Here is a 14,499-nt window from a genome sequence, read left to right as displayed (position 1 = left end):
GTTTATAAATTGACGGAAGGCGCCGATCCGGCTGATTTTGAAGCGGCCGGCTGGGGCGGGCAGTATGTTCAGCACGATCACGGCCTGTTTTGGACAGACGCCAACGGCATTCCCTGGAGCGCCAAATACATCGCTTGTTTAGGCGACCCGATTGCCGATTTAACCGAAGACATGGCTGCCGAGCAAAAAGCCCGGGTTACCTACGAACACCTGATTGAATCCACCGAGGATCCACTGGCGAAAGATACCCTGCGCTGGTTATGGGAACGGGAGGTCGTCCACTTCCAGCGGTTCGGGGAGATGCTGAATACGGTGCAGGAACATTTGACCAAGCAAAATATGTGGTGCGGCTGTGAGATGAAGCAGGAATAAAATTAGCAGCGGTTGTCAGCTCATTCCACTGGAAAACTGCCGGAGTATTTGATCTTGTCCGCACAGCAGCAGGGGATCGCAGCTTGCTTTTTGTCAATAACCGGCTCCTTGCGTAATGGATTGAGGGAGAGTGAAAATGAGCGGTAAAATGACCCCGGTGAATGCCGGGGTTTTTGCATGGTGCGGGGAGAGTTAAAACCTTGTAAAATTAACTCAAAATATACATATTTTTGCAGGAATTTTGTATTTTAATGAGAATACAGTTATTATCTTCCATAAAGAAAGGGGGTGGATTTATGTGCATATTACATTTTGCGAATGAAGGAAATACTCTTCAAGCAGAGTATGCTGCATTAGAAAAACGGCGAGAGAGTCTCGGACCACAAGAATATATCACGGTTACATTGGATTTTGATTCAGTACAATTTCATGTTGCTGCGTACTCTCCAGCGCTTCAAGTTGAAGGCTATAAGCGTAGCAGGGATGAAAGTGATAGTCTTATAGAATTTTATAAATCTAACAGCAGATTTTTTCAGTATCTTAATGATGATCCCAATACGCCGATATATGCTTCAACCATAAGCAGCTGTATTAAACGTGGAGCAGTTTTAGCCAATGAGGGACGACCCCTTGATGAGAATAATAATGACGACAGGACATTATTTTTATTGGCGATTTTTTTGGTTTCTGATGCAGCAAAAAATGAGATTTGTCAAAAATGTGTGCGCGCTGGATGTAAAATAGATGGCTATCATTTCACGCAAGCAAGAGCGGATTATGTAAGAATATCAAATGACTGGAATAAAATATCTAAAGCAATTTATCATCAGGAGCATCGCTTTATAAAAATAGATGATGCAAATGCGGCACTTAATAATGCAAATATGCCAGACGGCAATATCAAACAAGATATTCAATTCATTGTGAAGCGTAGTACAGAGATTAAAGACTATTGCGACATATAAATAATAGACTATCGGCCATCAATAATAATCTGGGAGGGAATGTAACGATGATGTGGGACGGATATCAATTTTTGAAGGATGCAATGAACAGTAAAATCATGGGGAAATTAGGTGCGCCGGCAGCGAATCCAGCTGCGGTTAGCGGCCAGATGAACATCCCCAATCCGGTTGTGGTGAATGCCAATGGCGATATGGACATGGACACGTATAAGAAATGTTCAATGATCATGAGCGTCTGCGTGAATATGGTTCAAAAACAAGTTACCGACGCTGCTCAGGAGGCTGGTGTTGCTCCCGCCGATGCGCTGAAAAATATTGACGCCTGGGTAGCCGGATTTGTTGATTTTCCCTTGCCGGTATTTAATTTCAAAGATACGCAGAGTAATGTATATAAGAAAAACGATTTTACGCTCAATGCGGATGCAGCTGTAGTCGAAAATATTGTTAATATTAAAAATGTGCAGGGATTGAAGGACTCTGTTATTTCCGCCCTAAAAAAATCAGGCGGAAACCTGGCATCCTATAGTAATACGGATCAGGATTTTAAGTATTTTGGCATTATCACCGGCTATGCTTCAACCGAAATTTCCATACGCGCCGTTAGTTTTGCAATGCACATGAAAGAGACTGTCGTGAAATCGCTATGCGGCGGAGCAGAGAAGACTACGCTGAATTCGTCGTACGACACCTATCAGTTTGTCGCTGATCGGGATATGATGGTAAAATTATCTGACAAAATGGGCGATAAACTGATTGATGTATTTGCGGATATGCTATATAAATTCATTGCAGCTTTTTATGAAGATCAGTTGAAAGAATATAAAGAAAAGCTGAACAACATATTTAAACGGTAATAAACAAAAAGGAGGAACACAGCATATTGCTCGCTACGGTGCCTCCTTTTTTATAGAAGCTTAGGGACGTACTTTTTGCTTCGCAATCTTTTGCGGGATCTAAATGCATTAGAATTGCCCATGCGATAAGCCTGCCAATTGATACGCATGGCGACTGTAATCTTTTTGAAGAAAACAAAATGGAGTTCAATAAAAAGGAAGCGGCGATTGCTGAATTTTGCAAACATGTAAGCTTTATTAAATAACCGTATAGAAAAGTGGAAGCATCACGATATTTAGTGGAGCTTGCACTTTTATGCATTTTCGGGAATTCAGGCTGATAAGTTAAACCATATAAGTCAAAAATCCGTCTACAGTTATCAGAAATAATGACTGTAGACGGATTTATTTAATCATATATTAATTTTTAGCAGCGATTATTAATAAGAAGATAATTGCAGCTAAATAAATGAGGCAATATAAAATGAGGTGCGCCAGATGAAAGTAATAGCGGTTGATATTGACAATGTGTTGAATAATTTTTCAGCTACCTTAGCGAGTTCTGCATTTAAATATAATGATTCATATGGCTTGTCTCGCGAAGAATTTGATTATTATCTTGATCTGGTAAAACGCAATGCCTTTGCTGAAAGTAAATTTTTGACGACTAAGTTTTCTGATTTTCGTTATCGTATACACGCCCAGTGTTATCGTTTGGCGCAAGCTAACCCGGATGGAGTACGGTTTATGCAATGGTTAAAAGAGAATGGCTGGAAAGTTGTTATTTGTACAAAGCGAAATTTGCGTTTGACAGGAGAATGCACTAAAAAGTGGCTGCAGGACAATCAGATTCCTTATGATTATTTATTTATGGCGCTAAATAAAATTGTGTTTTGTAAATTATGGAATGTACCGTATTTAATTGATGATGATGCTTTAAATGTTATACATGGTGAGCTATATGGCATTACGGTATACTATCCTATTTTTATGGCCAGGCATAGCTCGGGTTTTCCCCATACAGCAAAAGGGTTTACTGGATTTGAGGAGATTAAACAATGGATACAAGAGTAGAACTGCTGGATGCATTTTATCAAACAATGCGCCGGGATATAGTAAAAATAGAAAATAAGAATTACGGTTTTGATTTTATTAATGAATTGACAGCAGATGATGTGACATTGGATTATGTGCAGATGGAAAACAATTTTATCCATAAATACAGGCTGTTAAATGTTTCAGAGTACGTCCGAAAAAGGTTGCTCCAAGGACATGTAAATCAAGAGTATAATGTTTGCCTCTATTTTGATGAAATGGCAAATAACACATGCTGCTTTAATTTAGACAATAACTTTAAAACGAATAGTGCCGGGAAAATACCGGAAATGGAGCTTGCCGTAGACTATTTACAACAGCATCTGGGAAAGTATGGCATCGAGACGGTTAGTATTAAGAGCGGACGCGGCTATCACCAGTGGTGCCGGTTTGAGAAGCCGATTGCCAATCAGCTGTTATTGGATTTTATGATAAGAATCGCGGCCAAGACATTAGCCTCATTACACTATAGTAATCATGATTACCATACCATAAAAATTAATATGAGCCCCAACCCGAATTTTGTAAAGGGTTTATCGCTGCGTGCCTTCGGCTCAAGGCATATCAAAACAGGTGATTTTTCGCATATTCAGACAAAAGACGGCGTTTTGAATGAAGCAGATTCCTGGAAGTATTTTAGTGATTATATGAGCAATAAAACAATTTCTGAACAGCAATTTATGCTGGCGTATGATGAATTGGCAAAAGACATCTCTTTCAAAAACAGCGAATTTTCTTACTAAAACTTAATTAAAACTAAATATTTAATTGCGATACTAAGATGAGAATTCATTATTCGACAAAAGAAGGAGGAAAATAAATGAGTACTACATCATCAGTCAGTTCCGCTGCGTCGGCAGCAACTACCGCCAGTACCTCTACTAGTAGCTCTAGTACGGATACTACTAGCAGCTTGGATTTCAGCGAGTTTATTCAACTATTAGCTACAGAATTGAAATATCAGGACCCTGACGATCCGGTCAGCGGTACTGAATATGTATCTCAGCTGGCCCAAATCAGCTCATTATCGGCATTGTCAAGCATTAACACTTCCATAAATAATTCTGAAGCATACAGCATGATAGGAAAGGAGGCAACGTATTCTACTACCAACTCATCGGGCACCGCAGTTACGGGCACAGGCACTGTACTGTCAGTAACGGTTTCCGGCAGCAACACATATCTCGATGTCGGCGGCACAACTGTAGACCTTGCTTCCATTACGAAGGTGGCAAGCGACTCCAGCACGACATCTTCAACGTAGCATGAAAGTAATAAATAACTGCTGTAAATAACTGGAACCCATTAGGGAGGTTATTCGCTATTTCTGATCGACAGAGGAAATAGTAATAGAGCAAATTTAGGAGGTTCTTGTGTATGGCTATGATGAACGCATTATCATCCGCAGTAACGGGGCTTAAAAGCGAACAGACTGCGCTTGATGTAATAGCTAATAATATCTCCAATGTCAACACCACTGGCTATAAAGCGCAGACGGTTAGTTTCGAAGATTTGTTGAGTCAGACGATCAGTGCCGCTTCCGGGTCTACGGCAACTACCGGCAGCGTCAACGCCCAGCAGGTTGGACTCGGCGTCAGTATTGCCAGCACGGATACTGATATGACGGTCGGCAGCACTTCAACTACCAGCAACTCTACGGATGTGGCGCTTACCGGCGCAGGTTACTTGATTGTACAGACGGGGACGACAGGTGAATATGAGTTTACCCGAGACGGCAGTTTAAGTATTGACTCGGAGGGCAACCTCACCGTAGACGGCAAGGAAGTTTGCGGCTGGGAGGCGTTTACGCTCGATTCTGATGGCAACAAAGTTTATACTACCACCGGCTCGGTAGAACCGCTTAATGTTTATAGTGATACGGAAAGCGGCAACAAGAAGGTTCTGGCTGCCGAAGCTACTACTGCGGCCACTGTTACGGGGACTCTCGACTCCAGCTCTGATGTGGTGTCAGGCGCTACTTTGCAGGATATTGGCAGTACTGCGATTTCGAGCTGGGACGGGACAACTACGGTAAATGTTTACGATGAGCAGGGTAATAAAACCGCGGTTACGATTAATTATAAAAAATGCGCTACGGAAAATTCGACTACCAGCTGGTATTGGGAAGCAAGCGGTACAGATGCGACGATAAGTCCATCAAGCGGCTATATTGCGTTTGATTCAGACGGCACAATGGTCAGTTCCGTAACGCCGCTGACAACGGCGATAGGTTCCAATACCGGTACGTCTACCTTGGACGCTTTAGGGGCTGCAGTTACTACGGCTAGTGATAGTACGGTTACCAGTGATTATCAGGCCTATGCTGCCGCTCTTGCTGCGTATACAGCTGCGGGCGGGGCGACGCAAACAAATGCTGCTACTTTAGTTACAGCTAAGTCTACGTTAGACAGTGCAATTTCCTCTTTGGGGAATACGACGCTGAGCACGGCGCTGACTACTTATAATACTAAGGCCGGTACGGCGATTAATACGGCTGCTACGACGGAAAAAAGTAGTGACAGTGCTGCGAACGAAGCCGCAGTTACAACTGCCGTTGCAACTGCCACTGGCTCTGCCCTGGATACTTTTGAGGCCGCAGTTGAAACGGTTAATAATACTACGCTTACCAGTGATTATAAAACTTATGCCGATGCTCTTACTGCATATAAGACTACTGCGAGTCAAGCAAATGCTGCTGCTTTAGTTACAGCTAAGACTGCTTTAGACAGTGAAATTTCCTCTTTGGGGAATACGACGCTCAGCGCAGCGCTGACTACTTATAATACTGCGGCCGGTACGGCGATTAATACGGCTGCCAAGACAGAAGAAAGTACCGACAGTACTACGAACGAAGCCGCTGTTACAACTGCCATTGCGGCTGCCACTGCTGCCAAAACCGGCTATACTGACAGTGATATTACGGTAAGTACCGGTCTGACGGCAGGTACTTATACTGTTGCGGTAGCAGATTCAACGACAACCAGCGGCGATTACACGGTTACCCTGACGGACACGAGCGGCAAAACGTATTCAACGACTTCAAGTGATGGATCGGCTACTTTTAAAACCTCATCCGGTACCGTCACCTTGACTGCCCCAACGTCTATTGAAGACGGATCAATGTCTTTCACGGTTACTGAAGGTACGGCTTTGACTTTTAATTCCACGCCAACGCTTGCTGTGACCAACACAACGGACGGTACTCAGGCAGCCTCAGTGAAACTCGATATGAGTGACATTACTTCCACCAGCGGCACGGGGACTTTGACCGGTACCAATACAGATGGCTATGCATCAGGGACAGCGGAAAGTTACAGCATTGCTACAGATGGGACGATTTCTGCTAAATATTCCAATGGAAAGACTAAATCAATAGGCCAAATTGCATTGGCTGTTTTTGAGAATCCCAGCGGGCTGGAAAAGGCCGGAGACAATTTTTATACCACGAGTACCAGTTCCGGCAGTTATAGCACGGTTGTCGCCGGTGAAGGCGGGTCAGGTACGATGACATCCTATGCCCTGGAGCTGTCCAACGTTGATTTGGCGTCGCAGTTTAGCCAAATGATGACCAGTCAGCGGGCTTATCAGGCAAATGCTAAAGTCATCACTACCGGCAGCGAGATGCTGCAATCGCTTATCAATATGGTGACCTAACGGGTGCAGCTCAATGATAAGCAGACCGCGAAAGTATGGTGCAGCATAGCTGCTGCTGTCTCATAGGGTAAAGGAGGGTATGCGTATGGGGTCGACTTTTGGTACCTACAGCATCGCTTATTCAGGCATGTATGTTAATCAGGCTTCGCTGGCTACGGCAAGCACTAACCTTGCCAATATCGATACTACCGGAGCTTCAAAAGTGCAACTGTCGAGTGCTGAACAAGATACTGTACAGTCAAACGGGACATCTACGGGGAATGGCGTCAGCGTGGCATCTATTACGCGATCACGCGATATATATCTTGACAGCACGTACCGGACACAGAATGCCGAGGCCAATTATTTGTCGGTGAAAAACGCCGATCTTGAATATATGGACGAGATATTGAGTGAATATGACACTACTTCCTCTACTGATAGTACGAGCAGTACGGGTGTGGAGGCGTCAATTGAGGATTTTTTTGCTGCCTGGCAAACTTTATCTACGGATTCGGGTACGAGTTCAAGTACGGGTATGTCTGCGCAGGCTACTTTTGCGGCTGCAATTGCTACGGCTGCCAGCGGTACTACCTCTACGGCAAAGACGGCTGTCACTGAAGCTTATTCTGCTTATACGACCGCCCTTACCAGCGGCAGTGCAGCGACTATAGTATCTACTAAGACCACTTTGGATTCCGACATTGCAGCTTTAGATGATACGACGCTTACGGCTGCTTTAACTACTTATAACACTAGTTCAGGGACGGCTATCAATACGGATGCGACTGCTTTGACTACGGATATTACTAATGGGGCAACTGCTTTAGCCACGCTGTCAAGTGCGGTTACTACGGCTACCAGCGGTACTACTTCTACGGCAAAGACGGCTGTTACCGACGCTTATTCTGCTTATACGACTGCCCTTACCAGTGGTGTTGCGGCAACGATAGTTTCTACTAAAACGACGTTAGATTCGGCGATTACGGCGTTAGCGGATAGTACTCTTACCAGCGCTTACAGTACTTATAACAGCGCGACTGATGGCGGGACAACCATCAATGCGGCGGCTGCGGCTGTGACTGCTGCGGTTACGGCTGCCGATGCCGATACGGCTACTGCGGCGACTACCCGTGCGGCGGTTACCGCCGCCGGTGCCGAATTGATCAGTACGTTAACCGGAATTGACCAGGAATTGCAGCAGCTGCAGACGGATGCCGTGACCGGGGTTAAAGACGGCGTAGACAGTCTCAATGATCTTGCCGGACAAGTTGCGGAATTGGATAAGCAAATTACCCAGGCCGAGTCAGGGGGCGGCGAGGCCAGCTACCTGCGGGATCAGCGTGATGTTCTGCTGGATGAAATGTCCGCCTTGGCTAATATTAGCATTACCGAATCCAAGGGGACGCTGACAGTCACTCTCGGCGGAGCAACACTGGTGGACGGCGATACAACGAATACGCTGACTGTCGAAGGCAGCGGGACAACCGATGATCCGTTGACAGTGAAGTGGGTTGATTCGGATAGCAAAGCCACTATTAATAGCGGCAGCATAAAGGGTTATCTGGAAGAAGCAGATCAAACCGGCTATGAATCCATCGACTCCAGCGATATTCCTTATGATTTTACCACGAGTGCCACCAGTTCGATCAGTACCCTGCGGCAGGGTCTCAATGACTTGATTACAACACTGGCAGCTAAGATTAATTCTTTAAGCAGTTCAGGGGTCGATCTTGACGGCAATGCAGGGCTTGACTTTTTTACGGCCATTGATTCCAGTCAGCCGCTGAGTATTACCAATATTGAGGTTAACCCGGAACTGGTGTCTGATTCAAGCAAAGTTGTTGCCTCTTCCAGCGATGAAGCCGGGGACAATACGGTCGCTAGTGAAGTTTGCGACCTTGAGAGCGATACTGCCTGTTATAAGAGCAGCAGCTCGCCGCTTGATATTATTGACTTTTATGCGACGTTAACTGACTGGATTGGAACTGCCGGCGATACGGCATCGAGTAATTATACAACGCAAACCGCCCTGGTTGATCAGGTGGACACTCAGAGACAGTCTGTTTCGAGTATTTCCATTGATGAGGAAATGTCGAATATGATTAAGTTTCAAAATGCCTATGCTGCCAGTGCGAAGGTGATGAGTACAATCGATACTATGCTTGCTGATTTGCTTGACGCATTTTAATTAGAATAAGGGGGTGAGTGAGATGGCTTCCACTTTTTTGGGGCTCAGTATTACCAGTCGTGGCTTAAATGCCGCTCAGGTTGGATTGACGGTGACCACGAATAACATGAGCAATATAGATACAACGGGTTATTCAGTGCAAGTGGTGAACCAGACATCTATTGGCCCGGCTGCGGTTTACAGCGGCAGCTTAGTGGGTTCCGGGGTAGATGTGACTTCTGTGGATCGAGTGCACAGCGACAGCCTTGATCAAAAATATTGGCAGGAAAATAGCGCATCAAGTGAATGGGAGGCCAAGTCCACGTATTTGTCGCAAATAGAAACTGTTTTCGGCAGTACAACGGATGATACTACGAGTACAATTAGTACGGCGCTGAATACTTTTAACACCGATTTAGAGACACTTTCCGATGATCCAACCAGTACATCCAACCGGGCTACGGTGCTGGAACAAGCGGAGACACTTTGTTCAACACTTAATGATACGTCGTCCCAATTGACTCAGCTGCGCAGTGATGTTAATGGCGAGGTGAAAACAGCGGTAGAGCAAATTAATTGCTATACGACGCAGATTGCTGAATTGAACAAACAGATTTCCACAGCTGCCGCATCCGGAGCTTCCACGAATGAACTAGAGGATCAGCAGGATGTACTGGTGGATAAACTTTCCGGACTGGTTGGCGTTACTGTGACCAAAACCGATAATGGCGGTCTTAATATTACGGTTGGAGGTTCTGTATTAGTGGACGGCAGTGATTCCACCCAGCTGGAATGCTATACTGTGACGGATACAACCAGTGCTGCGTATGGAATGTATGGAATTCGCGATGCAGCTACGGGTGAGGACGTTAATACCGGTGATTCCGGCGCTCTTAACGGCTATCTGGACATCCGGGATGGATCTACAGCAGACGATAAAGGGATTCCCTACTATATCAGTCAATTAAATGATTTTGCCCGGACATTTGCCGAGGATTTCAATGAAGGCGTTACGGTGGGCACGACGACGTATAGCGGCAATGCGGATGGGTATGGGCTTGATGATTCCACAGGTATCCGGTTTTTTTCCTACGATGATAAATCTTCCGCCGATCTGATAGCAAGCGGTAGCACGATCGATGAAGCCTATCAAAATATCACAGCAGCGAATATAAGCGTATCAAAGGATATTCAGGATGATACCGATAAAATTGCGGCAGCTTCAACAGCTGATGCGACCAGCAATACGACAAATCTTGAGGATCTTATTAGTATTAGCAGTAGTGCCGATATTTTCGGGAATTCCACGGCTACAGGCTTTTACAGTGCAATCATTGCCACGATTGGTACACAGAGTTCTTCCGCAGCAACATCATATAACCGCAGCAGTGCGATCACAAGTTATATTAGTACCAGCCGGTCGTCGGTATCCGGAGTTTCCAGTAACGAAGAGACGGTTAATTTAACTAAATATCAGGCGGCATATGCTGCTTCGGCTTCCGTGACCAGCACCTGGAGTAAAATATACGAGGAGACTATTGATATGGTGGATGGTAACTAGAAAGGAGGATCCTTTGTGCGTATAACTAACAATATGACAATCGCAAGTACCTTGAAGGATATTAATGATGCCGCAAATCGACTGGCAGCGGCCAATAAGGCTGTGTCATCTGAAAAAAAGATTCAACTGGCTTCCGACGATCCTATTGTGGCGACGCGGGCGGTAACCTATCGCAGCTATGTCTCCCAGATTACACAATATCAGGATAACGCGGATGCCGCCACGGGATGGCAGAAGGCAACGGATTCGGCTTTAAGCGACTTAAGCGACGTGATTACAAGCGCGAAGGAATTAGCGACGGAAGCGGCCAGCAGCACGTGCAGCGATACGGATAAGTCAAGTATTAAGACACAAATTGAAACGCTGCAGACAGAAGCTATTTCGATTATGAATACTACCTACGACGGACGATATATTTTTGGCGGCTACAGCACGGGCGAAGCGCCTTATGAGTCTACGTCCACTAGTATTGGCGATACGGTGACTTTTAAGGGAGATTACCTGAGCCTTGGAGGCGTGGTGTCGTCGGATATATCTGATTCCACCATCGAGTCTTACTATACCAGCAATGAAGGCGATGTCTATGATTCTTTAACTACTGCCGCGGCTAAGGCTCTGACTGCCTATAACACTGCGGAATCCGCCTATGCTGCCGATTCCGGCAGTACTACCTTAGGAGCAGCGGCTGCAACAGCGAAGGCGACATCGGATACGCTAGCGGCTGCGGTTACGACGTACGGCGGTTCGACGAATTTAACAGTGGCCGCGGCTTCGGCTAAAACTACCTATGAAACCTTAACAGCGGCAGTTACGACTTATGGCGGTTCTACTTCCTTATCTAGTGCTGCTGCCCAGGCTTTGACTGCCTATAATACTGCCGAGGCTGCTTACACTGCCGATTCCAGCAACAGTACCTTAGAAACAGCAGCTGCCACGGCGAAGACGACTTCAGATGCTTTAGCGGCTGCAGTTACGGCTTATGGCGGCACAACTACTTTAACGGATGCGGCGACAGCGGCAAAGACGACTTCGGATACTTTAGCGGCTGCAGTTACCAGTTCGGAACAGAATATTAACTATAATATCGGTTTTAACAACAGTAAAGTTACGGTTAATATTGAGGGACAGGACGTTGCCGGCGAAGGTACGGGCAGCAATCTATTTGATACCTTTTCTAAAATGCTGCTGGCCCTGGACGGAGATACCAGCTATAAAACAGCCGAAGTGGATTCTTCAGGCGTAACCGTTACAACAAATTCTTTGGATATAAGCGATTTAATTGATGAATTTTCTACGGATCTTAGCCGGGTGACGGTGGCTCAGGCTACCTTAGGAGCCCGCATGGACAATGTGAGCAATGTAACTTCAAGCTTGGGCGATGCCTATACGGCGTATGAAACGCTCATGAGTGACAATGAGGATGTAGATACAGCTACCGCAGCTACGGAACAAACCAGCGCTGAGTATAGTTATGACGCAGCCCTTACGGTCGGTGCGAAGGCAATATCCAAGACGCTGGTAGATTATTTGGGATAATGGGTAGAGGAGGAGGCAGAGCAGATGTCTACAAGCAGCAGTGTAACAGTTACCACGGTCAATGGAACGACCAGGGCTACCGGATTGTCTTCCGGCCTTGATGTTGATTCCATTGTTTCATCATTGATGACGGCTGAGCGGGCAAAAAAACTAAATAAATTAGAACAAAAGGAACAGCTGGCGGAATGGAAACAGACAGATTATCGTACCCTTATCGCGGACATTCAAACGTTTAGCAGTAAATATTTCGATACAACTTCATCCAGCAGCCTGTTGAAAACGAGTAACTTTCTTAAGTACACTGCTACCAGCAGTGACAGTGCAGTTACGGTAACTGCCGCCAGCACCGCTTCTGCCGGAACGAATACCGTAGCGGTTACTCAACTCGCCACAAAGGCTGCGCGCACAAGCAACGGCAGTGTGTCGAAGGATGTTCAAGGCTCGACGACGCCAACTTATTCGAGTCTCAGCGGCGAAAGCTTTGTAATTACCCTGGACGGTACGGCGAAGACTGTTACGCTTGATTCCAGTGTGACGGACCTTTCTTCGTTGCAAACCGCGATTGATGATGCAGTTGGTTCGGGTAAAGTTACCGTTAGTGCGGACTCATCCACCGGATATCTATCTATCACCGCCGCCGACAGCGGTGTAAACAAAATTACCATTAGCGCTCCTACATCAAGCAGTAGTACCAGTGCTTTGTCCAATCTCGGCTTCGGCACGGATGCAGTGCTTTCTAACCGTTTAGATACCTCCGACGAGTTATCGACGATTGCCGATCAATTAAGCTCATCGACGGCATTGACGTTCAATACGGATGGACAGATTGATTTGACGATTAATGGCACTACATTAACTTTTGACAAAACGGATACCTTAGCGGATATGATGTCAACGGTCAATAAAAGCGACGCCGGGGTAACAATGACTTATGACAGTATTACCGGTGAACTGGAGATGACGGCCGATAGCACGGGTGCGGGGGACACTCTGGACGTAACGGAGGGAACCGGCAGCAACTTTATGTCGGTGCTGCTAAGCGAATCCACTGCCGGTAAGGATGCTAAGATAACCCTGGACAATCAGTCCTTGACCCGGAGTTCCAACACCATTACGGTCGATGGAGTGACGTATACAGCCAATGAAACGACGACCACTGCATCGGCGCAAGCTACTTTAGCCGACGCAATTACAACGGCTACTAGCGGCACTACCACTACTAAAAAAGCTGCCGTCACCACGGCATATGCCAATTATACGGCAGCGCTTGCGGCTGGCGGAACGAGTACTACGACTGCTGCGACGATAGTTTCTACTAAGACGGCGTTAGATTCTGCGATTTCCGCCTTAGGCGATAGTACTTTAAGCAGCGCTCTTACTACTTATAATACTGCAGCCGGCACCGCTATTAATACTGCGGCTGCGGCTGAAGCAGCCGGCGATAGTACTGCCAATGAAACGGCTGTTACTTCCGCTATTTCTGCTGCCGCTGCGACTTCTTCTACTGCCGACACAGTAACTGTAACCCAGGATACGGATGGCGTGTATGACCTGATTAAAGATTTCGTGGATGATTATAATACCTTGATTAGTACTATTAATACCGAATTGGATGAAAATTACGATTCCGACTATGCGCCGCTTACCGATGATCAAGAGAGCAGCATGACAGATACGGAAATTACTGCTTGGGAGAAAAAGGCAAAAGTGGGGCTGCTGGAAAGCGATTCGACTTTGACAGATTTCATCAGTGATGTGCGGGCGGCCTTGATTGATTCGGTTTCTGGGCAGTCCACCACCATTTTCAGCATTGGAATCAGCACCGGCAGCTATGATACCAAAGGTCAGTTATCTATCGATGAAGATACGCTAAAAGCAGCTATTGCCAGTGATCCGGAAGAAGTTATGGATCTTTTTACGCAGCAGGCTACCTCTACGACAGCTTCGGGCACATCCCTTGCGGGAACAACAATTGTACGTTCGCTGTCATCCAGTGACTTGACTACCAGGTACAAGGAAGAAGGCATTGCTTACCGCTTTTACGATACGATACAGAAATATATTTCGAGTCTCAGTGATTCCTCCGGCAGTAAGGGCAGTTTATTAGAATTAGCGGGTATTTCAGATGACTCTTCCGATACAGATAACACGCTGACCACACAAATTGATGAATATACCAGTGAAATTTCTACAGAGAAAACGCGGCTGAATACCGTGGAAGACAATCTTTATACGAAATACAGTACACTGGAGACGTATATCAGTGAAATGAATACCCAACTTTCAGCCCTGTCGTCTATGACCAGCAGCTGATCGGACCAATAGCCGCATTTT

Annotated in this window: 11 protein-coding genes; all 11 read left to right on the top strand. The window is 45.9% G+C overall.

Annotation, left to right across the window (positions count from 1 at the left end):
• On the top strand, positions 1 to 372 hold a 372-nt coding region (locus tag ABFC84_03065; GenBank protein MEN6411730.1), incomplete at its 5' end, for a manganese catalase family protein.
• A gap of 296 nt (positions 373 to 668) precedes the next feature.
• Positions 669 to 1,337: a hypothetical protein gene (locus ABFC84_03060; protein MEN6411729.1), complete on the top strand. Its 669-nt coding sequence runs from the start codon at positions 669 to 671 to the stop codon at positions 1,335 to 1,337.
• Positions 1,338 to 1,384: 47 nt separating this feature from the next.
• Positions 1,385 to 2,191, top strand: a complete 807-nt coding sequence (locus ABFC84_03055; protein MEN6411728.1) for a hypothetical protein — start codon at positions 1,385 to 1,387, stop codon at positions 2,189 to 2,191.
• Positions 2,192 to 2,668: 477 nt separating this feature from the next.
• Positions 2,669 to 3,244, top strand: coding sequence for a hypothetical protein (locus ABFC84_03050; protein MEN6411727.1), 576 nt, complete (start codon positions 2,669 to 2,671; stop codon positions 3,242 to 3,244).
• Complete coding sequence (locus ABFC84_03045) at positions 3,229 to 4,008, top strand: hypothetical protein (GenBank protein ID MEN6411726.1); 780 nt, start codon at positions 3,229 to 3,231, stop codon at positions 4,006 to 4,008. The genes ABFC84_03050 and ABFC84_03045 overlap by 16 nt, the downstream gene beginning before the upstream one ends.
• A gap of 77 nt (positions 4,009 to 4,085) precedes the next feature.
• On the top strand, positions 4,086 to 4,529 hold the full coding sequence (locus ABFC84_03040; GenBank protein MEN6411725.1) for a flagellar hook capping FlgD N-terminal domain-containing protein: 444 nt from the start codon (positions 4,086 to 4,088) through the stop codon (positions 4,527 to 4,529).
• Positions 4,530 to 4,642: 113 nt separating this feature from the next.
• Entirely contained in the window at positions 4,643 to 6,919 is a 2,277-nt protein-coding gene (locus tag ABFC84_03035; protein MEN6411724.1) for a flagellar hook-basal body complex protein, read from the top strand.
• Between the two features lie 85 nt (positions 6,920 to 7,004).
• Complete coding sequence (gene flgK, locus ABFC84_03030) at positions 7,005 to 9,089, top strand: flagellar hook-associated protein FlgK (protein MEN6411723.1); 2,085 nt, start codon at positions 7,005 to 7,007, stop codon at positions 9,087 to 9,089.
• Positions 9,090 to 9,111: 22 nt separating this feature from the next.
• Entirely contained in the window at positions 9,112 to 10,629 is a 1,518-nt protein-coding gene (flgK, locus tag ABFC84_03025; GenBank protein ID MEN6411722.1) for a flagellar hook-associated protein FlgK, read from the top strand.
• 15 nt (positions 10,630 to 10,644) lie between these two features.
• Positions 10,645 to 12,165 carry a flagellar hook-associated protein FlgL gene (gene flgL, locus ABFC84_03020; protein MEN6411721.1) on the top strand — a complete coding sequence of 507 codons (1,521 nt, stop codon included), beginning with the start codon at positions 10,645 to 10,647 and terminating at the stop codon, positions 12,163 to 12,165.
• A 24-nt stretch (positions 12,166 to 12,189) separates the two neighbouring features.
• Positions 12,190 to 14,478 carry a flagellar filament capping protein FliD gene (gene fliD / locus ABFC84_03015; protein MEN6411720.1) on the top strand — a complete coding sequence of 763 codons (2,289 nt, stop codon included), beginning with the start codon at positions 12,190 to 12,192 and terminating at the stop codon, positions 14,476 to 14,478.
• The last annotated feature ends 21 nt before the right edge of the window (positions 14,479 to 14,499 follow it).

Source organism: Veillonellales bacterium, assembly GCA_039680175.1.
Classification (GTDB): domain Bacteria; phylum Bacillota; class Negativicutes; order JAAYSF01; family JAAYSF01; genus JBDKTO01.
Note: the sequence above shows the minus strand (reverse complement) of the source record. Positions and strands in the feature narration are given on the sequence as shown.

Excerpts from the sequence above, each read along its gene's own strand:
- ABFC84_03060 (MEN6411729.1), top strand. The coding sequence starts at position 669 with ATGTGCATATTACATTTTGCGAATGAAGGAAATACTCTTCAAGCAGAG.
- ABFC84_03055 (MEN6411728.1), top strand. The coding sequence starts at position 1,385 with ATGATGTGGGACGGATATCAATTTTTGAAGGATGCAATGAACAGTAAA.
- ABFC84_03050 (MEN6411727.1), top strand. The coding sequence starts at position 2,669 with ATGAAAGTAATAGCGGTTGATATTGACAATGTGTTGAATAATTTTTCA.
- ABFC84_03045 (MEN6411726.1), top strand. The coding sequence starts at position 3,229 with ATGGATACAAGAGTAGAACTGCTGGATGCATTTTATCAAACAATGCGC.
- ABFC84_03040 (MEN6411725.1), top strand. The coding sequence starts at position 4,086 with ATGAGTACTACATCATCAGTCAGTTCCGCTGCGTCGGCAGCAACTACC.
- ABFC84_03035 (MEN6411724.1), top strand. The coding sequence starts at position 4,643 with ATGGCTATGATGAACGCATTATCATCCGCAGTAACGGGGCTTAAAAGC.
- flgK (MEN6411723.1), top strand. The coding sequence starts at position 7,005 with ATGGGGTCGACTTTTGGTACCTACAGCATCGCTTATTCAGGCATGTAT.
- flgK (MEN6411722.1), top strand. The coding sequence starts at position 9,112 with ATGGCTTCCACTTTTTTGGGGCTCAGTATTACCAGTCGTGGCTTAAAT.
- fliD (MEN6411720.1), top strand. The coding sequence starts at position 12,190 with ATGTCTACAAGCAGCAGTGTAACAGTTACCACGGTCAATGGAACGACC.